Below are 22,382 nucleotides of genomic sequence, written 5' to 3' on the forward strand. Positions count from 1 at the left end.
ATATGCTACTTGCGTAGTATATTCAAACTTAATGTGTAACGGTTAGGTTTTGACAATATAAATGGTGTTTAAGAATCTGACCAGCAATATATAAATTTATAACATACATTGAGTTATTTAAAAGTAAAAAAAGTACTATCATAAAATTTATTACAAATATTGGTATTGAGAGGTTGCTATGAAAAAGAAAAAAGAAGTACATGATAAAATCTTTATCATGGATATTATTAAACTTCTAAAGTTATGTTGGGATAAACAAAAATTTTCTCTTATAGTTTTATCGTTTACGATGATAATACAAGCACTTTTTCCCTTTGTAACACTTCTGTCAATTCAACAGATATTAAATTATTTGCAAACTGGAGAGTACAGAAAAACTTTCGTATTCTTAGGGATATACTTTATTGTGTTGTTGTTGACCAATATAGTTCAAAGTATATTTAATTATTATGAAAATTGCTTTAAAGTTAATATACATTATGATATTAAATGCATAATAACAGAGAAATCAAGTTCTCTTAAATTAATTGATTATGAAAACTCTGATACATACGATAATCTTGTAAGAGCATTAAAAGAAGCACAGTCTCCATATCGAGTCATTAATGCAATATTCAAATTAACATCAAGAGTTATAAGTTTTTTTGGAAGCTTAGTAGTATTGATTACATGGAATCCAAAAATAATATTTTTTATTATAATTATGCCTATTATTTCGTTATTTTATTCTCTAAAAATAGGGAAATATGAATTTAATGTTATGCAAAAACGATCAGCTGATTCTAGAAAAGTTCAATATCTAAGTTCTTTATTGAATAATGCAAAATCTTATAAAGAAAATAAGGCTTTAGGTATAGATGAATATTTATTTGAACGTTATAGAAATAAATTTAAAGAATTTGTAAATAAAGACAAGCAAATAATAAAGACGAAATTTAAGTATAATACTTTATTTAAGATATTAGAGAAAGTTTGTGGGAGTTTTGTCATTTCGCTAGTAATTTATTCAGCTACTCAAGGGAAAATACTCATAGGAAATGTTAATACATACATAAATTGTATTTGGCGTATAACAAGTGATGCTGATGCCATTATGTCCAATATTGGACATATCTATAGTTCTTCATTATACTTAAGGAACTTATTTGACTTTTTAGAATATAATCAAAATAAAGACAAAATAGATAAACATGAGATACAGAAGAAAGTAATTGATAATATAGAGTCTATAGAGTTTAAAAATGTTAGTTTTAGATATAAAGATTATCTACCTTATGTGTTGAAAAACATTAATATTAAGATTAATGCGAATGAGAAAATAGCAATAGTAGGTGATAATGGATCAGGGAAATCTACCTTTACAAAATTATTGGCAGGTTTTTACGATAATTACGAAGGAAAAATATTGGTAAATGGAATACCGTTGGATCAAATAAATAGAGAAAGCTTATTAAGAAAAATGGGGATTGTTTTTCAAGATTTTGTAAAATATGAATTTACACTAGAAGAAAACTTAAGACTTAGTATTATAAATGATAGTAAATTAGAAATAGAAAATATATTGGAATGTCTTGAATATTATGACATAGTATCTTTCCCTAAAAAGTACAATTCAGGAATAAAAATGCAATTAGGCAATAAATTTGATAGAGGTACGGAATTATCCGGAGGTGAATGGCAGCAAATTTCATTGGCACGAGCTATTATAAAAAATGCAGATTTATATATTATGGATGAACCGAGTGCGAGTTTAGATATAGGCTTAGAAAACAATATGATAGGTGCAATTAATCACTTATTAAGTAATAAAATATGTTTACTTATTACACATAGACTATACAATATTAATAAGTTTGCTGAAAGAATTATTGTTTTTAAGAATGGGACTATTATTGAAGACGATAAAGTTGAAAGGTTGCTTAAAAATGATAGTTATTATAAATCTTTATATAATAATTTTGAAAATAAAAATAAATTTAAGGTAGGATAAAATTATTTTTATTAAATGAATTCATTATAGAATTGGAGGAGCCATGAGTATTGTAGTTAAAAATTTATCTAAGAAATATAAGAATAGTTCAAAAAAGAGTGTTGATAATGTAAGTATTAATATACCAACTGGCATATTTGGATTACTAGGAGAAAATGGTGCTGGAAAAACTACATTTTTAAAAATGCTTACAACATTACTTCCATCTGATTCAGGAGAGATAAAGATCTTAAATTACAACATGTGTGATCATAAGCAAGAAATAAGAAATATAATAGGATATACACCACAAGAATTTGACTTTTTTTCTAATATTACTACTTTTGAGTTGATGGACTACATAGCGATACTAAAAAATATTAAAAATGAATCAGCTAGAAAAGAACAAATTTATGACTTACTAAATAAGTTTAATTTAGGAGATAAGGTAAATACTAAAATAAAACACCTTTCTGGAGGGATGAAACAAAGGCTTGGAATAGCTCAAAGCTTACTAGGGAATCCTAAAGTAATAATTTTAGATGAGCCAACAGTAGGATTGGATCCAAATGAGCGACTTAGATTTAGAAATATTATTAATGAGCTTTCTCAAACAAAAACAGTAATAATTTCCACTCACATAATAAGTGATGTTGCAATGATGTGTGAAAGTGTAGCTATAATGAAAAATGGAAAAGTAATTTATTCGGGAGATATAAATACTTTATTAGATAATACAAGAGGAAAGGTATTTATAGATACAATTAATAATGCTTGTTCCGTAGATGATTCTAAGTATGGACAAGTTATTTCTGTGCTTAGAAAAAATGATATCATAGAAATACGTTTTATTTCCAAAGACAAACCGAAGATTAATACATGTATTGAGATTGATCCAACACTAGAAGATGCATATTTCTATATGATGTTTTGTTCGGAGGGTGAATAATGAGACAATCATTAATGAAAAAGCTACTTTATATAAGTAATATGGAAGATTATTTTAATAGAAGATATATACTTGACATAGCAATAGTCTGCTTTGTGTTGATTCTGAGTTTTGGAGATACACAACAAAAGTTAATGGGACATTTATTTTTGCTCTTTTGGATATCGACTACCACATGCCAGTTGTATACTTTATTTTATCGAAAAAAATGCGATTTTTTGCTATTTACTTCTAATCTATCTAATAATAATCAAATGTTTATTACGTTAAAATGTAGTCTCGTTCAAAATTTAATTCCATTTATATTTATGATTTTTTATTTAATATTTTTACTTAAATTTAATGTTTTTAATGGAGTAGTATTTTCAGTAATTTACTTTTTTTACGCTGTAGCCATAGGAGTATTTATGGGAAGGTTACTTAATAATTATCTTGGTATAATTTTAATTATTTTATTCTATGGGAGATGTTTTTTAAATGGGTGGTTTACTAGTGATGAAGTTTTTCGTTATATATCACCCACATTACAATTATATAGTCCTGATATGCCTAATATTCCTAATATTTATACTTTATGTGTCTTAACGGTGATTCTTCTGGTGCTTGGAATGATCTTTTCGAAATATTCAATAAATTCATTATCAATAAAAAACTTCAGTATAGTATGTATATGTTTAACTTTGATAATAGGTGTAATTCCGTATGAAATATGGCAGAATAAAATAATACAAAATGCTGCATTCAATAAAATTGAGGTTGAAGAAATACCTGTTAAGTTTAAAGGGATAGATGAAGAAACCGCACTAAAATTAGCTAGCATAATAAAAGATGTTGAAAATAGATTTATAGATTTTGGTATGGCCACAAAATCTGAAGAAATTCAAATTATAAGGGGATATATACCTTGTTTACGTTGGTTAGCTCCTATCTACGAAACTAGACCAATTCCAATTATAAAGAAAGACGGCAAGGTATACATTACTGTATTTTCTAATGCAATGCTTAACCTAGAAAATGACGACATTATGATTGATTGGATTATGAGAATTTTTGGTACAACTTTGGAAAAACCTAAATATCAAGATAATTATTATGCACATCAAATAGCTATTTATTGTAGAGTAATTGTAGAAAATGATATTATTAATAATGGTAATGTTAAATATTCCTCAGAAGTAAGAGAATTTTATAGTAATAAAGAAGTAATTAAACGGCTTGAACAAACGGAAAATGTGATGTTAAAGAATATATATTATCTGTTACAAAAATCACCTTCGGATATTTCAAAAATATATAAAAAAATAATAAATCAAGTACCTAAAAATGATGATGAGTTTATAATGATTTTAAATGAATATTAAACAGATATAAGAGAGGTCAAAATGGAAGAACTGATTAAGAATTTAAAATGCAACATTTATTGTTTGAAAAGGAATAAAATATATTATATTTATATAATAATTGTATTTTTTTTACTTGCTTTTTTTGATCAAAAAAATAATATATTTTTAACGGATTTAAATGATTATTTTTTTAGATATATTGTTCAAGGATGCATAATTGTGTTTTCTTTAGTCTTTTTAGTTTCACTGATAATTAAAGAAAGTTTTTTTAGTTTCTTTGATAGTATAATTAGCATTAATTTGAAAAATTTTAAAAATTATTTTTTAAGTATATTCTTAATCCTTTTAATAAGTGCTATAATCCCATTTATACTTGGACAGGTTATTTTATACATTTCTAATTATATACACTCAGGAACAGTACCGACAAAGCATTTTATTGTTAATACAATAGTTGTTTCTATAGAAATAGCATCTTCTATACTTTTAATAATGGCTTTGCATTTAACTTTTAAAAAAGATATTTGGGTTTACATTATATATTTTATGATAGTATTTGTATTAATGATAAGCAATAACGTGTATATTTCTATGCCTTTAAGTATTAATTTACTTGCAGCAGATGGACAAGGTTATTATGTTACCTTTGGTTTGCCTTTATGGATTGGAAGAATTTTTATAATATCTATATTTGCAATGTTTTTTAACTATTCAATTACAAGATTCATTAGGAAGTATGAAGAACAATAGAATTTAATTCTTAAGTATAAAATATTTAAGTTATGCCAGTATGGTAGCCTAGTGGCTATACCAACTCTTATTTCAGGGATTAGATATTTTGGAAGGAGACAGAGTGTATAAAGTAACTAGGTCTCAAGTTTGATTACTAATCATTTATGAGCATTGAACTCAGCTACACTATGATATAATTTTAATATAAGATAATAGATGTAGTTGGGTGAAGGGGAGCAAGTGTAAAAGATAATGGAGAATGGATAATGTATAATGGAAAATGATTGAGATTTCTCTACGAGAAATATTAATCTTATTGTTTTTTAGATAAGAGGGGTTTACTCGTTTCATTTAGATGAAACATTGTATTTTAAATACAATATTTTACCCTAAGATAAAATGAGTAAAAGCTTAGAGGTCTTCAGAACAATAAGATGTAGTTTCTGACTTCAGGCAGAAACATCCATCATTCTCAATTCTCCATTATCCATTCTCAATTTGTTTTTAAGCGCACGCATAGCGTGCCTTTATTTAGTTAGGGGGGATAAGAGTATGATTGATATTTCAATAAAGGATATGGAGAAGTATTATGGTGCTACTAGAGTACTAGAGAATATTAGTTTTGATGTTAAAAGTGGAGAGAAGGTTGGGGTAGTAGGATTAAATGGCAGTGGAAAAACCACTCTTTTAAAGGTTATTTGTGGTATTGAGGAGTATGAAAGTGGAATAATGGCTGTAAGAAAAGGAGCAACGATAGGATATCTTGATCAGTTGCCTGAACATCTTGATAATTATAAGATTATTGATATTCTGTATTCTGCTTTTGATCATGTGTTAGATATAAAAAAGAAGATGGTATATGTAGAAAATCAAATGAAGAAGCTTAATGGGGAAGCACTTGAGATTATATTAAAAGAATATGGTGAGTTACAGGAATGCTTTGAACATATGGGTGGATATGATATTGAGAAAAATATAAAAAGAGTATGCATTGGATTGAAGATTAATAAAGAATTTCAAAATAGAAAGTTTAATACTCTTAGCGGAGGGGAAAAAACTACAGTTCTCCTTGCAAAAATACTTCTACAGAGATCAGATATACTTCTTTTAGATGAACCAAGCAATCATCTTGATATGGAATCTATAGAATGGCTTGAGGGATTCTTAAAGGCTTATGAAGGCAGTGTTATTCTTATATCACATGATAGACATTTCATGGATAAGGTAATAGATAAGACTGTTGAGATTTATAAAGGAGTATCATCAATTTATAATGGAAACTATTCTTATTATGCACGTGAGCGTAAGAATAGATATAGGCAGCAGCTTAAGCTTCATACTATACAGCAGAAGAAAATAAGGAAAATCAAAAATGATATTGTGAGATTGAGAGTTTGGGAAAGTAGAGGGGGAAGTGGTAAGTTTTATATTAAAGCTTTCAGTCTTCAAAAAAGATTAGATAAGATCAAGAGAATAGAGAAACCTGTAATAGACCACAGAAAGATTAAGCTTGGATTTTCTATAAATAATAGATCAGAAAAGGAAGTACTAGAAGTAAGGGGGCTTACTAAGTCATTTGAGAATAAAAGACTTTTCACAGATTTGAATTTAAAGGTAATGTATGGTGAAAAAGTAGCTATTGTAGGTAAAAATGGAATAGGAAAGAGTACCTTAGCTCAAATAATAATGAATAAGTGCAAAGCAGATGAAGGTAATGTAAAAATAGGTGAAGAGGTTAAGATAGGATATTTGGCTCAAAATATTACTTTCAGTGATAAAGAACAAACGGTATTAGAAGCATTTAGAGAAGAACTTGATATAACATATCAGGAGGCACGAAGTGCATTAGCAAAATTTCTATTTACTAAAGATGATGTATTTAAGAAGGTTAGTACCTTGTCAGGTGGAGAAAGAAGCAGACTTAGGCTTTGTAAGTTCATGCAGCAGGATATCAACTTGCTGATTTTAGATGAGCCTACAAATCACTTTGATATAAATTCTAGAGAGATGCTGGAAAAATCACTTAAACATTTTGATGGTACAATGATATGTATTTCTCATGATAGATATTTTATTGATAAAGTTGCTGAAAGGGTTGTTGAATTAACAGACAATGGAATTATTGAACGTAAGATTCTAAACATATAAAAATCCTATAATACACTTTACTCGCATAAACTATAATAAATACAGTTTTAGGGGGGAGTGTTATGGAAGTTAGGAAAAAGTTTTATAATAAATGGTGGTTCTATGTGGGAGTAATCATTATAATTCTAAGTTCCATGGTTACAGTAGGCTTTTCTAATAGGAGAAGTGAACCTAGGTATATTCATAATGATAGCTTTATGAAGGATAGTAAATTTGAGATTATAGGAGAGTTAACAGCAGAAAAAGATGCATTTGGAGCTGTATATATTGAAGGTGTAATTAAAAATAACTCTGGAAAAAAATATGTTAATGTTGAAATTATATTTAATCTCTATGATTTAGATGGAAATCAGATTGGGACAGCTATTGCTAAGAGTAATACTTTTGATAAACATGGACAATGGAAGTTCAGAGCTGTTGGAATTGGAGCGAATGGTGATGTGGCCTCTTATAAATTAATAGAGGTAAGAGGTTTATAAAGAGTTAATAGAGTTGAGGTTATTATTAGTACATTTTTAATTAGAATAAATAAATAAATAAATAAAAAGATAAAGAAGAGGCTGTCTCAAAATCATTAAGGATTTTAATACAGCCTTTTTTTATTCATATAAAGATTTACAATCGGTTGTCTGAGAAGAAATTCAGTATAAATTTAAATTATGTATTTAGTAGTAATAATATTAAAAATAATTGTAATGGTATGTAGGGAATAGATGTGTTATTGATGAAAATTTAAAAAAATTTTTTATTTATGTATATAAAAGTTATTTCTAATTTAAAAAGATAAAAAATATTATTGATATTTAAATAATATAAACAAAACAATGTACTTTATAGAAAAAATAGATAATAGTAACTGTATTTAATATAAGCCAATTATTTTAAATGATAAATCAAATAAAACCTAAATAAAATGTAATATATGGTCTTGTTTATAAAATTTTTATATATTTGTTTAAAAATGGTTGAAAAAAATAATATTAGTGTATACTATTAATTGTTGAAAGTTATAATATGTAATTCTGATTTTTGACAATTTATATTCAATAACAATAAGGGGGAACAGTATGAAAAAAATATTAACGTTAGGCTTATGTTTGGTTTTGTTTTTTACTTGCGGTATAAGTGTACAAGCGGCCAATATAAGTGAGAAAGATGATTTATTGGAAATTATGTCCTTAACTAAGGATAAGAAGGTTCGAGAAAAATATCTAGAAATTAAAAAATATGGTAAATTAATTCAAAGTAAAGAAGCATATATTGAAATAATTGAAGACATTACTCAGCCAAATTCAGTTGAATTAAAGAATTATTCACCTTCCGAGTACTTTAACATGAGAAGTCTAGATTTACTAACAAGTTCAGTTCAAGTAGAGCAAGAAGTGAGTAGTTGGATGAAATTAAGAATCAATATATATGATATGAGTTTCCGAAATGAAGATGAGATATCTGTTACTTGTAGCTTTGAATGGCTTGAAACACCATATATCCAAATTCCAGATTATTTTGGAGTAGGTGTATCGTCTACTCTTACTTTACCAGGAGAACGAGATTTAGATGAAGTTATGTTTACATATTTTCCTGATAAAAACAATTACAATATATCCAAAACTTATCATGGAGATACTGAACGTGACACTTTTATACTCCAGGAAATAAATGGGATCGGAGTTAATTTTCCATTCGCTCCATCTAGCATACAACCAGAGATGTATAGTGCAGGCATTTATACTATTGGTTCTCAATATTATCCATCAAAATTACTTACTGCTCCAAAGGGAATACTTACATTTGGTGGTTGGCGAACTAATACAATTGATAATTATGCAACTCTTCTAGTATCATACGGACATAATAGTGTAGGACTTGCTATTAATCCTACAATGTCTGTAGATTCAAATGGTAATATATCATATCCTTCTTTTGGAATTGGATCAAAAATTGATGATAAATTTATCAGGATAAGGTACGAATTTGAGAAATGATAAATTTGTAAGTTATTGCCAAATACATTTATTATATAAAAAGAGTAAGAGTTTCTTACTCTTTTTATATATAAACATATATTTAATACGTTCGAATAAAATTCTATGATATTATAAAGATAATATTTTTATAGAAAGGAGTTTTTATGGGAATCTCAATACTAATAGGAATAGGGGTATTTATTTTAGGGTTTGTTATTAGTGCATTAAGCGTAGGTGATGCGTCTCAGGATTATTCTTTTTATAATGGAATTATTATGTCCATATTATATCTTGCATCAGTAGTTGCAATTTCTACTTCTTTAATATTAAAAGAGATGAAAACAAAGAATAAAAAGTAATGATATTTGCTTTAAAAAAATAATAAGAACTAGCAGAGCTGTTGGAATTGGAGCGAATGGTGATGTGGCTTCTTATAAATTAATAGAGGTAACATGTATATAAAAGGACGTGAAATCATTCACGTCCTTTTATATACTCTTACTCAGGGTATTTATGGTAAAATAGGATAAGTGATTGAGATAAGTATAATTTTGGAGGGATAAAAATGAAAAAATGGGAAACTTATTATTCCGGATATACCATTGTAGTTGAAAATAGAGTAGCTAGCGAACGATTATATGTTAACGGAGAATTGCAAGATGAACAATTGGGAATTGCTAGTAGGTCAAGACTGTGGGGAGCGTTAGAAACTGGTGAAATAATAAAAGTTTCATTGGGAGGAGTTTTTAAAGTACATTGTAGAGTTTTTGTAAATAACAAATTAGTATTATCTGAGTAATTTATTGTTCGAGTTATAATGTTACTTGAACAATAAAGTAGGAGACATAGTATGAATAAAAATAGAATAATAGCATTTTTTTTAAGTGTATTAATTTTAGGAAAAGGATTTATGATAAGTGTACAGGCAGATGAGAGAGCGTTAATAAATGGTACTAAAGCCGTATTTAATGAACTACATGTCGTAGAAAAAGAATTGTTACATGCTACAAAATCAGCAATTATTGGGTTATTACCCAAAGAGGAAGTAGAAATAAGAACAGATATAGAGAAAAAATTTTCTAGAAATAATAGTTGTAATTATTCAATTAACTGGGGAAATCATGGTGAATCGGGAGTAAAATACTTTGATTTATATGTTACAGCAACAATGCGTAAAACAACAAGAATAGTATCATTACTTAATGGAGAAATAGTGTTAAATAAGCAAAAATACATTCACGTTGTAGGAAAGCCTATAGAGGAAAGAGTAAATATTAGGAAAGTTGTTAATAGTACTTTTTGATATTTTCACTTTATTTTCTAGTAATATTTACCTAATAAACATATAGTGTTTAACAGAATAAAGGCAATTAATAAGACTAAACATCTGTAAAAATAATATTAATTTACATGAACTCTCTACTGAAAGTATTATTAATCATGGTATACTGTAGTAAAAGGTAGAAGGAGGGAATAAGTTGTCAAAAAATACGATAGCAAAAGTTTTGGTATTCATCTTAACTTTATCTATATTTTCATGTTCAGTGTATGCTGTTAATGGAGAGAATAGTGAAACTGAAAATGACTTTGAAATTGAAGAGATTTTCGAAAGTGAACCAGAAGAAAACAATGAAAAAGGTGAAGTTAGAGCTATTTGGGTGGCTACAGTATATGGATTAGATTTTCTTTCAAGTGGAGGAACTACAGACAGCAAGATTATTAAAGAAGAAATAATTAAGATGATTGAAAACATTGATGAGATGGGTTTTAATACTATTTATTTTCAGGTTAGACCGTCAGCAGATGCTTTTTATCCCTCAAAGATTTTTCCTTGGTCAAAGTATTTAACTGGAGATATGACCACTGGACCGGATCATGGGTTTGATCCCTTGGAGTTTATTATAACAGAAGCTCATAAAAGGAATATTGAACTTCATCCATGGATAAATCCATATAGAGTTACGGTTAAATACAGTGATTATGATAAATTACCAGATAATCATCCGGCACGTTTACATCCTGAATGGGTAGTGAAGTACGGAAGTGGAAATAGCAAGAAACATTATTTTGATCCTGGTATTCCAGAAGTTGAAAAATTGATTTTAGATGGGGTTTCAGAGATTCTTGAGAATTATGATGTAGATGGAATTCATTTAGATGATTATTTTTATCCAGGTAAATCATTTAATGATTATTATACATATAAGAAATATAGAGGTGAAGTTTGGGATATATACGAATGGAGACGTAACAATATAACTAATCTTATTAAAAAAATGTACAAGCTAGTAAAAGATAAAGATGAAAACCTAAAATTTGGGGTGAGTCCTTTCGGTATTTGGGCAAATAATACTTCTAAAGCTGAAGGATCAGATACAAAAGGTTCAGAGTCTTATTACAAGATGTATGCAGACACAAGAAAATGGGTTAAAGAAGGATATTTGGATTATATCATTCCTCAAATTTACTGGAACATCGGTTTTGAAATAGCGGACTATGAAAAATTATTAAATTGGTGGTCAGATGTTGTTGCTGATACAGAAGTAGATTTATATGTTGGACAAGCTGCGTATCGCACAGGGAATTCTGATAAGAGTAGTCCTTGGTATGGTGTTGAGCAGATAGGTAAGCAAGTAGAGCTTAATCGTATAACAAATAATGTACAAGGGTATTCCATGTTCAGCTATGGATCTTTCTTAAAAAATCCTGAATTGGTTGAACTAATAAAAGAGTTAAATAAAAAGAGTGATAATGAATAAGTATAAATATAAAACTCAGCTGCTTTATGGCAGCTGAGTTTTTGTTTTTTAATTTATGTTATAATTAAAGGTAAAGTGAAATTAAAAGGATAAGTTAATCAAAAATTAAGCCAAACTAAGACATATAGAAAATATAATGCAGATTGATACGTTCTGACATTATATTTTCTATATAAAGTCTGACTAAATTAATTTTGTGATTAACTCATGGGTGAGATTATGTTAAATGAAAATATGTTATTGCAAATATTTAATGAAGATACCAGTGGTAAGAATCATGCTAAAGGTCAAAGGGTTCTTAATAATGATTTAGTTGCTTCATTGGATATTACTACTGAAGAAAACTTAATATGTATAGATGGTACTGTAATTTCAGAGAATCTTTTCAATGAATATCACACAAAAATAGAGATGGATGGGGAGAAGAAAAGTATTTTTTCAACCTATTGCAGCTGTTTAGATTTCGAAAAGAATGAGTTTAAAAAAAGAAATTATTGTTGTAAGCACTTAGTGGCTACTTTTTATAAAGCAACTGGCGAGTTAGTTGAACATCCACTGTTAAAAGAAAAGGAAAATATTGTATGGGAGTCTGACCCCAATACAATATTATCCATTCTGCTAGGAGATGAAAAACATAAGGATGAGATTAAACTTGAGGTTTATATTAATAAGAATCAATGGAATGATAGGATATCAGCAGAATTTAAAATTGGACTTAAATCTATGAGTTCAAGCAGTCTTTATATTTTAAAGGATATTGAGCAATTTCTAATCTCATATCATAATAAGTTTCCTATAAAATACAGTAAGAACTTTACTTTTAATATAAAAAATCAAAGGTTAAGCACAAAGGACAAAAGATTAGTTGATTTTATTGAAACACTTAGGGAAATGGATGGAGCACAAAGGTCCTTTAGTAGAAGTAAAGATAAGAATATAGATGGAAAATACATTAGTATTCCTAATTATTTAGTTAGAGAATTCTTTGAGATTATTAAGAAACATAGAGTTTATTTAAGTGAGGGATTTTTTTATAGAGAAATTGAAACTGAGATTTTAAATGAATCACCACCTATAAACTTTGATTTAAAGACTTTAAAGGGGAATTATATTCTTAAATCTCCAGAGGGGATGCCTATGGTTTTAGGTTCTAAGAACGATGTCTTCGTATATGGAACAACAATATATCTTCCAGAGCATGAGTTTTGTTACAAGATTGCACCATACCTTCAGGTATTTAATGAGGGTAAAGTTATAACTATGGGTGGAGAAGAGGAGCAAACTATACTAAGAAAGTTAATTCCAGACCTTAATATGCTATCCCCTAATGTTACTTTGTCTAAAACTATAAAGGACAAAATAGTTATTGATGAATGTGGATTTAATTTTTATTTTGATCAGAAAGGAAAAGAGATTACATTAATATTGAAGGTGAAGTATGGTAATTACGAGTTTAATATCTTTGATGATTGTGAGGAGAAAATAATATATAGGGATTCTAAGAAGGAAGCCCAGGGGATTAAACTACTAAGTACATTAGGTTTTGAAGAGATAAAGAACAAGTTCTATTTTGTAAAGGGCGATGACTATATATTTAGATTCTTTAAAAGTGAAGTAGTAAGACTTCAAGAAATAGGAGAGGTTTATTACTCAGAAAACTTCAAAGGGTTAAAGTCTTTGGGTACCAAAGGAATAAAGGGTGATATTAAAGCTGGGAAATATAACTACTTTGAAATGGACTTCAAAATAGGTGATATACCTTCACAAGAAACAACAAAGATACTAAGGGCATTTAGAGATAATCTTAAGTATTACAAGCTTAAAAGTGGTGAGTATCTGGATTTAGAAGAATTAGAGCTTAATAAGTTTTTAAAGCTTTTAGATGTTGTCTCCCCTAAGGATATAAATGATAATCATATTGAAGTTGCCAATAACAAGGGTGCTTTTATACTTGATTATTTAGAGGAAAATAACATTAGATATATTAAAGGAAAAAAAGAACTAAAAGAAATAAAAGATAAGTTGAAAAATATTAAGAAACAGAAATTTGAAGAACCAGAGGATTTAAATGGGAAGCTTAGAAAGTACCAAAAGATAGGGTATAACTGGTTCAAAACATTGGATTATTTAGGGTTTGGAGGAATTTTAGGAGATGAGATGGGGCTAGGGAAAACATTTCAAACTATTGCCTTTATATTATCTAATAAGGGAAGCAAATCATTGATTGTAGCTCCAACATCATTAATATATAACTGGGTAAGTGAATTTCAAAAGTTTGCACCATCAGTAAGAGTAGCTGCTGCAAATGGACCTAAAGAAGAAAGAGATGAGATATTAAAGAATATTGAAAACTACGATGTAATAATAACAACTTATAACTTAGCAAAGAGGGATTTAGAAGATTATAAGAGAATAGATTTTGATTATTGTATATTAGATGAAGCTCAATATATAAAGAATCCTCACTCTCAGAATGCAAAAGCTATGAAGGAGATAAAGGCAAAAAACAGATTTGCCTTATCAGGAACTCCTATAGAAAACTCACTTATGGAGTTATGGTCAATATTTGATTTCGTAATGCCAGGATATCTATATGATGAGAAAAGATTTAGTGTAAGATATCATAAAAAACTTAAGGAGAGTCCAGAGGTACTGGAAGAGTTGAATAAACTTATAAAACCATTCATTCTTAGAAGAAGAAAGAAGGAGGTTTTAAAGGAATTGCCTGAGAAAATCGAAAAAAATCTTATGGTTTCTATGGAGGATGAACAAAAGATAGTATATGGTACCTACGCTAATCATGCAGTAGAGCTTATTGAAAAGAGAGTAAAGGAGCGTGAATTCAAGAGCAGTAAGATTGAAATTCTTGCTTATATAACAAAACTAAGACAACTATGTTTAGATCCTTCAGTACTTATGAACGATTATGTTGGTGGAAGCGGAAAAATTGAAGCACTGGTAGAACTTCTTCATAAGAGTATTGAAGAGGGACATAGAATACTTGTATTCTCTCAATTCACCTCAGTTCTTAAGAACATATATAAGAGACTTGATGTAGAAGAGATATCTTACAGCTATCTAGATGGTTCAGTACCTTCATCAAAGAGAATGAAGATGGTAAAGGATTTCAATGAAGGGGAGAATTCAGTCTTTTTAATAAGCTTAAAAGCTGGAGGAACGGGACTTAATTTGACCGCAGCAGATATAGTGGTTCATTTTGATCCTTGGTGGAATCCAGCGGTTGAAGAGCAGGCAACAGATAGAGCACATAGAATGGGACAGAAGAATGTTGTAGAAGTGATAAAAATCATAGCTAAGGGGACAATTGAGGAAAAAATAATTGCCCTTCAAGAAGAGAAGAAGAAGCTTATTTCACAATTAATGGGAGATGAGCTATCTAGTGGTGAGAGTTTTGGAACTTTAAGTGACGAAGAAATTCTTGGGTTATTTGAGATGGAGTAAACCTTTTGATATTGGCGTTTGCTAATATGAGAAGTCTATGATAGTATGAATTGACAATAACTAATGGAGGAAATGAAATTATGTTAAATTTACCAAATTGCCCAAAATGTAATTCAGAATATACTTATGAGGATGGAAATCTTCTTATTTGTCCAGAATGCGGATATGAGTGGACTTTAGGAGCAGAAACTGAAAATAATGGTGATAAAAAGGTTTATAAAGATGCTAATGGAAATATCTTAAATGATGGTGATTCTGTAATAGTAATCAAAGACCTTAAAGTAAAAGGAGCGTCTTCAGCTTTAAAAAAAGGTACAAAAGTGAAAAATATACGTTTAGTTGATGAAGATCACGATATTGATTGTAAGATCGAAGGTTTTGGAGCTATGAAATTAAAAACTGAATTTGTTAAGAAGTTATAAATTAGGTTTTATAAAATAGAATAGAAATATTAAAAAACTAGGCTTAGTGCCTAGTTTTTCTGTTTTAACTTAACAATCATGGACAAGTTTTAGTTAGTACATACTGCTATAATCATAAGTACTATAACAGGTAAGTACATTTAAAATTGAGGTGATTTTGTGTCAGAAAAAAATAGTATAGAGAAAAAACAGTTTGAATCATATAAGCGTAATCACTCTGGAAATCATTTTCGTGATAATGAAGAAAGTAAAGTAAAGCGTGATAAATTATATGTAAAAAAGGTAGAAAAACAAATAAAAAAAGTAACTAATATGGGGGCAGATATGTCAGATGAAGATATAGAACAATACGAAAATATGTTATTTAAAGAAAAGAAGGCACGGGGAAACTTTAAAACACATAGTAAGCGTTTCAAATCCTTGGCAAGAAATGAGGATTTTTAGTATTGGGGGAATAATCATGGAAATACGGAATCTAGATTTGTATTCATATACCATGACGCCACAAATTGATAAGAGTATGATTGGAATAATAGAACCTATATAGAATAAAGTGCGAAGTGAGGAAACAATTATTTTCCCACTTCGCACTTTTCAGTTAAAGAAAATATTTATTATTCTTGGTAATATACCTTTTTGATTAAAAATCATGGGAGCTTCATTAGGAAATAAAGTAATGAGTCTGTATATATATACTGATAAAAAGAGTATTAATAGAAAATACTTATATTTATATACAATATCCATTTTTTTTATCAAAAATAATATAAGAATTATAATAGGTATGAAAAATAGAGGATGAATATAAAATGCACCTATAAAATCTCCTTTCAAAAGTAACTTATATGCTCTGGTAATTCCGCATGAAGGACATGGTATCCCTGAAAATCCTCGAAAAAAACATATAGATGATGTGAAAAAAGAGTTTATTTTCATACCTAAATATAAAATAATTAAGAATACTACATAGTGTCCCATGCTTTATTTAAGTTAGACTGAATTATTGCAGATGATACAATAGCAAATCCAAAAATGGATAAAAGTAAGTAAAGCACAGAATCATCACTACCATTTCCAAGAGCTCTTAATTGAACAGCTTCAACTTTTTTACCCATTTTATAATACCAGTATAATGAATAAATACCACAAGTAAGTATGCTAAAAAGTATTACCATTCCACCACTAGTGTCATCTTCATTAAGATAATCATTAATTTCATTTGTTGTAGCATATACCCAATAAAGGTGATATAAACCACAAGTAAGAATAGTAAAAATAATAACCCCTGCTACACTTCTATTAGTTCCCTTCATAATTACACCTCCTCTAAATTTCTAGACAATAGTATCATGAATTTGTAAAAAAGTAAACATAATAGAAAAACTATAAAAAAGAGTATATTATACTCATTAAAAGCCTTATTTAATAAGATATGAATTACGAGGAGCGGTAGTAGTCATTAAATATGATTTTGATATCTTTAATGCTGATTTGTTTGTAAGGATTAATTAAGGTTCAGTTTATTAAGGTGTAAGTTTGGCTTTATATAATTAATTTGTAGCAAAAACAAGGAGGTAGGAACATAATGATTGCTTGGGAAATAAAAAAGATATTTAAGTCAAAAACAGGATTAATAGTTTTAGGGTTATTTGTTTTTCTTTGTGGTGTTATGAGTTTAATAAAACCTACATTGGAAACAGAGAATTCATATAGAAATGAAAAATATGAGCTTATTGTAGATAGAAGACCTGAGAAAGAAATTGCACAGGAAAAGCTTAATAATAAATTATCTCAGATAGAAGCAATGGCTAATAACCAAAGTGATGATGAGTTTTCACAGAAAATGATAGAGATATCGAAGGAAAAGTTAAAAGCTATTAAAAGTAGAGAATATGAGGATGTGAGTTTTTTTAAGGTTTTTAATCACAGAGTATCTCATCCCTTTATGTCAGTTATTATAGTAATCATTTTAATATTAATATTTTCAAATATATATACAGATGAAAGAGTTTCAGGAGTAGATAATATAATTCTTCCATCTAAAAACAAGTTTAAGGCTTTATATGCAAAGTTAATATTAGCTGTTAATCTACCTATTGTCATATATGGAATTTATTTAGGAATAGTATTTTTAATAACTTTAATTCAATATGGAACACCAGTATCAGGTGAGTTAGGTGCTTTTAGAATAGTTGATAATGCAATATTTCTTAATGGAGCATTTACTATAAATGAGTATTTATCCTTAAAGTTTGGAATCATGATATTAATATTTATTAGCATTGCATTATTTTCAAGTTTCTTCTCATTTAATTCAAAGAATTCACTAGGCTCCATAAGTGGATGTTTAATATTCATATTATTGGGTAAGGTTTGTACACTTATTAAGTTTTTACCTAACTCATTATTAATGATGTTAAGCAAAGGAAATTATGTGGATTTAATATTTTATCCAAATCAGTTTATAGGAATGTATTTTGGAAACGTGGATATCTTTGGAATGAATTTAGATCTTATAAATTTAGCAAGTCAAATATTAGTGTTTATTATGTTTATTGGAATAGCACTTTGTGTATTTACATTTAAAAAAGTATTAACTAGATAGTAAACTTTACTGAAACTTAATTTATACAAGTCCAAAATCACGATGAATTAACGAGTTATGGACCTGTATAAATTTATAGTTGAAGTAGTTTATCTATAAATAATTAGGAGGAATAATCTTATGAATAAATTAGAAATTAGAAACTTAACAAAATCTTATGGTAAAAAGAATGCAAATGATAATATAACAGTTACTCTTGAAAATGGTGTATACGGACTTTTAGGACCTAATGGAGCTGGAAAGACGACACTTATGAAGCAGATAACAACTTTAACAAAACCATCAAAAGGTGAAATAATTTACAATGGGAAAAATATAAAAGATTCTGATGAGGAATATAGAGGGGTAATAGGATATCTTCCTCAGGAGTTTGGGGTATATAAAAACTTTTCAGCTAAGAAGTTTCTGCAATACATGGCGGCATTAAAGGGCTTAAGTAAGAAAGAAGCTAATGAAAAAATTGAGGAACTTTTAAATCTTGTTGGATTGTATGAAGTTAGAAATAAAGCAGTTGGTAAGTTTTCAGGAGGAATGAAGAGAAGAGTAGGAATAGCTCAAGCATTATTAAATGATCCTAAGATATTAGTGTTAGATGAGCCAACAGCAGGACTTGACCCACAAGAAAGAGCAAGATTCAGAAATCTTATTTCACAGATATCTAAGGAAAAGATAATAATATTATCAACTCATATTATTTCTGATATTGAATCTATAGCAAAGGAAACAATAATGATTAAAAATGGATCGGTTCTTATGAAGGGAACTCATAGAGATATCCTTTTAGGAATGGAGGGTAAGGTATATAGCATAAAAACACGTGATGAAGATGAAGTAACTTATATACAAAATAATTATAAAGTTATAAACATTCAACGTGGAACTGAAGATGTGGAGATAAGAGTTATAAGTAATGTAATGCCTCCATTCAAGATTGTACAAGCTCTTGAACCAAGATTCGAGGATGTATATATGTTCTACTTTGATTTAGAAAATACTAGGGAGGTATAAAACATGGGAACACTTATAAGATTAGAACTTAGAAAAATGCTTCTTAAAAAAAGAATGTTTATAGTGTGGGTTGGAGTAATTTTTTTAAGTTTTGTTTCAATAACGGATATTTCAATAGATGAAACTTATGCAATGATATTTAGTAAAGGATATGGATTAGTTCCTTTAATGGGACTTATGATGTTTATGATGTTTTCAGGAGGATATACCTCAGAATATAGTTCAAATATGGGGAGTTTAATTAAAACAACTAAATATGGTAAAAGAGAATTTGTTATTGGAAAAGCATTAGCAGCTGGAATTGGAGCTTTAATAATAAATCTTTCAATATTTTTAACTGTATGTTTATCTGGTTTAACTAAATTTAAATTTGCTCAATTAAATCTACCTTTGAAAAACCTTTGGTATTTTGGAAAAAGTGGATCAGATATTACTGTAATTCAAATGATTTTAATTATGGTAATAACAATTATAATAGGTTCTTTCTTCTTTGCTCAATTAGGATTATTTTTATCATCAATAAGTAAGTCAGCTGCAATACCTTTCATTTTTGGTGGACTTATTATGGGAATACCATATATAGCAGATGATTTTCTACCACGTGAATTAGTAAAATATTTAGGGTTAACACCTCTTTGGGGAATGATGAGTTGTCAGATTATAAGATACAAAGTACCAGTAATAATATTAATTATTGGTATAGCAGTTATGGGAGTAGGTATTTTATTGTTGCCTAGATTAACGTTAAAAGCTTTTTTAAAGGATAAGTAAAAACAATTAAGAAACATTAAGTTCATGGGAGGAATAGATATGAAGAAAATATTTTTATCAATGATAATAGCATTAGTGGTTTCTATATCGATGGTTGGATGCGGTAAAACAGATAAAAAGGAAGTATCACAAGAAAGTCAGACTCAACAATCAGAGAGTAAAGCTCAATATTTAAATGAGCATCATTTTAAGTTTGATGTAATGGGATTGGAATATTATATACCTGAAGCATGGAAAGAAAAATCAGGCATATCTATAAGTTGTGTAGCACCAGGAAAACCTGGAGTAGCATATATAATCGGACAACTTCCATATGAGTTTATACCAACAGAGTTTAATAATAAAATGCTAGGAAAAATGGAAGAGTTAAAAGGATCAACAGATGAAGAAAAGCAGCAAGAATTATTTATGGAGTATGCTAGTAAGGTTAAAAGTTTTTTTACTATTGTAGTATTAGATAAGAATATGGAAAATGAAGATAGTGAAATAGTAAAAGAAGATCTTAAAAGAAAAGAAACGCTTTTTTCAGAATATAAGAATGCTGATAAAGTTGCAGAAAAAAATAATTTAGAATGTTATATATTATATAATGATACACCTGAACAATATAACTTTTTATATAAGGACATGGTTGAAGTAAGTGAGTATACAGAGGATGAAAATAAAGAGTTTGCAGAAGTTATTAACCACATTGAGGAGTTAAAAGAATCTATTAAATTATCAAAGCCTATGACTTCTGAAGATAAGATGAAAGAGAAAATGAGTGATAACTCAAGCATAAATTTCGAAACAAAAACTGTTCAGGGAAAAGAAATTAACAGCAGTATATTTAAAGAACACAAAATTACAATGATAAATGTTTGGTCAACTACTTGTGGACCTTGTAAAGAAGAGATGCCTGAACTTCAAGAGCTTTACGAAGAAATTAAAAAGGAAAACATAGGGGTAAATATAATAGGATTAGTAACAGATGCTGTAGATGATGAAACTATAGAACTGGCAAAGAAGATATTACAAGTAAAGGGAGTTGAATTTGATAATATAATTCCTGATGAAAAAATCAAAAACGAAGTGTTAACATGGATTCAAGGAACTCCTACAACAATATTTGTTGACAGTGAAGGAAATATTATTGATGAACCTATTATAGGCGCTTTCGGTAAAGAGACATATAAGAATGAAATACTTGAAAAATTAAAGAAGTCAGAATAAAGAAATAGGTGATAGCAAAGTGAGAGAAAGGTTATTGAAATATGGAATTTTATTTATGAGTATATGTTTTATAGTTAGTGGAATATATCGTAATGAAGTAAATACCGTGTTAAAAAAAGCAATAAATATATGTTTGGAGTGTATAGGAATTGGATAAAAGAAGAATAACCCAAATACTTGCGGCTTTAATCTCTAATTCTAATATTAAAGGATTTTTTCAAAGCAATATATATAAAGGAAATCTCAAAAAGATATGTGTTCCAGGGCTTAATTGCTACTCCTGTCCTGGAGCCATGGGTTCCTGTCCTATAGGCTCTATGCAGGCTGTTATAGGAAGCTTTAAATATAAATTTTCACTATATATAACGGGCTTCATTACCTTAATGGGAGTAATATTTGGAAGATTTATCTGCGGTTGGCTTTGTCCTTTTGGATTATTTCAGGACTTGCTGAATAAGATACCAAGTCCTAAGATTAAGGTGAATAGCAAAGTAAACAATGTATTGAAGTATTTAAAGTATATAATCTTACTGATCTTTGTAATACTGCTTCCTATGTTCCTGACAGATGAATTTGGAATGAGTCCACCGTATTTTTGTCAGTATATATGTCCTGTAGGTACTTTAGAAGGGGGAATACCTTTAGTATTGATGAATGAATCTTTAAGAGGGGCAATTGGATTTTTATTTGCATGGAAAATGACAATTTTGATTGTAACAATAATTGTTTCAATTCTTATTTACAGACCATTTTGCAGATATATATGTCCTCTAGGTGCATTTTATGGATTGTTTAATAAGATAAGTTTTCTTAAATATAAAGTAGATAAAAACAAATGTACAAGCTGTAAGGTTTGCTTAAAAAAATGTAAATTAGATTTGGAAGTGTATAAAAATCCTAATAGTATAGAGTGTATTAGATGTGGAGAGTGTATTAAAGTATGTCCTGCAGAAGCGATTAAACAAATAAAACCAATTGAATAGAGTGTTTTATCTCTAGTTAATTGGTTTTATTCAATTACTTTAAAGTAAAATA

The 22,382-nt window shown here is 28.5% G+C and carries 22 protein-coding genes; 20 read left to right on the forward strand and 2 right to left on the reverse strand.

Annotated elements, in window-relative coordinates:
- Positions 1 to 178 precede the first annotated feature (178 nt).
- From OW730_RS02930 to OW730_RS02995, 14 genes are all read left to right on the forward strand, one after another.
- Positions 179 to 1,990: an ABC transporter ATP-binding protein gene (locus OW730_RS02930; RefSeq protein WP_271227600.1), complete on the forward strand. Its 1,812-nt coding sequence runs from the start codon at positions 179 to 181 to the stop codon at positions 1,988 to 1,990.
- Between the two features lie 43 nt (positions 1,991 to 2,033).
- Positions 2,034 to 2,918: an ATP-binding cassette domain-containing protein gene (locus tag OW730_RS02935; RefSeq protein ID WP_271227601.1), complete on the forward strand. Its 885-nt coding sequence runs from the start codon at positions 2,034 to 2,036 to the stop codon at positions 2,916 to 2,918.
- Positions 2,918 to 4,279: a hypothetical protein gene (locus tag OW730_RS02940; protein WP_271227602.1), complete on the forward strand. Its 1,362-nt coding sequence runs from the start codon at positions 2,918 to 2,920 to the stop codon at positions 4,277 to 4,279. Before OW730_RS02935 ends, OW730_RS02940 begins: the two co-directional genes overlap by 1 nt.
- Positions 4,280 to 4,561: 282 nt before the next feature.
- Complete coding sequence (locus OW730_RS02945) at positions 4,562 to 5,011, forward strand: hypothetical protein (protein WP_271227603.1); 450 nt, start codon at positions 4,562 to 4,564, stop codon at positions 5,009 to 5,011.
- 534 nt (positions 5,012 to 5,545) lie between these two features.
- Positions 5,546 to 7,141 (forward strand): ribosomal protection-like ABC-F family protein, encoded by a 1,596-nt coding sequence (gene abc-f, locus OW730_RS02950; protein ID WP_271227604.1) that lies wholly within the window; start codon positions 5,546 to 5,548, stop codon positions 7,139 to 7,141.
- A 62-nt stretch (positions 7,142 to 7,203) separates the two neighbouring features.
- The gene (locus tag OW730_RS02955) at positions 7,204 to 7,620 is read left to right on the forward strand and encodes an FxLYD domain-containing protein (protein ID WP_271227605.1); all 417 of its coding nucleotides are present in this window, start codon (positions 7,204 to 7,206) and stop codon (positions 7,618 to 7,620) included.
- A gap of 588 nt (positions 7,621 to 8,208) precedes the next feature.
- Positions 8,209 to 9,126 (forward strand): hypothetical protein, encoded by a 918-nt coding sequence (locus OW730_RS02960; protein WP_271227606.1) that lies wholly within the window; start codon positions 8,209 to 8,211, stop codon positions 9,124 to 9,126.
- A gap of 146 nt (positions 9,127 to 9,272) precedes the next feature.
- Positions 9,273 to 9,467 (forward strand): permease, encoded by a 195-nt coding sequence (locus OW730_RS02965; protein WP_271227607.1) that lies wholly within the window; start codon positions 9,273 to 9,275, stop codon positions 9,465 to 9,467.
- Between the two features lie 206 nt (positions 9,468 to 9,673).
- Positions 9,674 to 9,907, forward strand: a complete 234-nt coding sequence (locus OW730_RS02970) for a hypothetical protein (RefSeq protein WP_271227608.1) — start codon at positions 9,674 to 9,676, stop codon at positions 9,905 to 9,907.
- 51 nt (positions 9,908 to 9,958) lie between these two features.
- Positions 9,959 to 10,411: a hypothetical protein gene (locus tag OW730_RS02975; protein ID WP_271227609.1), complete on the forward strand. Its 453-nt coding sequence runs from the start codon at positions 9,959 to 9,961 to the stop codon at positions 10,409 to 10,411.
- Positions 10,412 to 10,586: 175 nt separating this feature from the next.
- The gene (locus OW730_RS02980) at positions 10,587 to 11,867 is read left to right on the forward strand and encodes a glycoside hydrolase family 10 protein (protein ID WP_271227610.1); all 1,281 of its coding nucleotides are present in this window, start codon (positions 10,587 to 10,589) and stop codon (positions 11,865 to 11,867) included.
- Between the two features lie 219 nt (positions 11,868 to 12,086).
- Positions 12,087 to 15,329, forward strand: a complete 3,243-nt coding sequence (locus tag OW730_RS02985) for a DEAD/DEAH box helicase (protein WP_271227611.1) — start codon at positions 12,087 to 12,089, stop codon at positions 15,327 to 15,329.
- Between the two features lie 80 nt (positions 15,330 to 15,409).
- Positions 15,410 to 15,751, forward strand: coding sequence for a zinc ribbon domain-containing protein YjdM (locus OW730_RS02990; RefSeq protein ID WP_271227612.1), 342 nt, complete (start codon positions 15,410 to 15,412; stop codon positions 15,749 to 15,751).
- Between the two features lie 159 nt (positions 15,752 to 15,910).
- Complete coding sequence (locus OW730_RS02995) at positions 15,911 to 16,195, forward strand: hypothetical protein (protein ID WP_271227613.1); 285 nt, start codon at positions 15,911 to 15,913, stop codon at positions 16,193 to 16,195.
- Between the two features lie 150 nt (positions 16,196 to 16,345).
- Here the strand turns inward: OW730_RS02995 and OW730_RS26910 are convergent, their stop codons facing one another.
- Positions 16,346 to 16,729 (reverse strand): DUF2752 domain-containing protein, encoded by a 384-nt coding sequence (locus OW730_RS26910; protein WP_442945399.1) that lies wholly within the window; start codon positions 16,727 to 16,729, stop codon positions 16,346 to 16,348.
- Positions 16,714 to 17,064 carry a DUF4234 domain-containing protein gene (locus OW730_RS03000; RefSeq protein ID WP_271227614.1) on the reverse strand — a complete coding sequence of 117 codons (351 nt, stop codon included), beginning with the start codon at positions 17,062 to 17,064 and terminating at the stop codon, positions 16,714 to 16,716. The genes OW730_RS26910 and OW730_RS03000 overlap by 16 nt, the downstream gene beginning before the upstream one ends.
- Positions 17,065 to 17,336: 272 nt before the next feature.
- On the opposite strand from OW730_RS03000, the gene OW730_RS03005 reads away from it, so the two are divergent.
- The 6 genes from OW730_RS03005 (at position 17,337) to OW730_RS03030 (ending at position 22,330) form a co-directional block, all read left to right on the forward strand.
- Positions 17,337 to 18,356 (forward strand): hypothetical protein, encoded by a 1,020-nt coding sequence (locus tag OW730_RS03005; protein WP_271227615.1) that lies wholly within the window; start codon positions 17,337 to 17,339, stop codon positions 18,354 to 18,356.
- A gap of 120 nt (positions 18,357 to 18,476) precedes the next feature.
- Positions 18,477 to 19,364, forward strand: coding sequence for an ABC transporter ATP-binding protein (locus OW730_RS03010; protein WP_271227616.1), 888 nt, complete (start codon positions 18,477 to 18,479; stop codon positions 19,362 to 19,364).
- A 3-nt stretch (positions 19,365 to 19,367) separates the two neighbouring features.
- Positions 19,368 to 20,135 (forward strand): hypothetical protein, encoded by a 768-nt coding sequence (locus OW730_RS03015; protein WP_271227617.1) that lies wholly within the window; start codon positions 19,368 to 19,370, stop codon positions 20,133 to 20,135.
- Positions 20,136 to 20,174: 39 nt separating this feature from the next.
- The gene (locus tag OW730_RS03020; protein ID WP_271227618.1) at positions 20,175 to 21,347 is read left to right on the forward strand and encodes a TlpA family protein disulfide reductase; all 1,173 of its coding nucleotides are present in this window, start codon (positions 20,175 to 20,177) and stop codon (positions 21,345 to 21,347) included.
- A 55-nt stretch (positions 21,348 to 21,402) separates the two neighbouring features.
- Positions 21,403 to 21,504 carry a CD1871A family CXXC motif-containing protein gene (locus OW730_RS03025; protein ID WP_271227619.1) on the forward strand — a complete coding sequence of 34 codons (102 nt, stop codon included), beginning with the start codon at positions 21,403 to 21,405 and terminating at the stop codon, positions 21,502 to 21,504.
- Complete coding sequence (locus OW730_RS03030; RefSeq protein WP_271227620.1) at positions 21,497 to 22,330, forward strand: 4Fe-4S binding protein; 834 nt, start codon at positions 21,497 to 21,499, stop codon at positions 22,328 to 22,330. Before OW730_RS03025 ends, OW730_RS03030 begins: the two co-directional genes overlap by 8 nt.
- Positions 22,331 to 22,382: the final 52 nt, after the last annotated feature.

Source organism: Oceanirhabdus sp. W0125-5 (assembly GCF_027938815.1).
Classification (GTDB): Bacteria; Bacillota; Clostridia; order Clostridiales; family Clostridiaceae; genus Oceanirhabdus.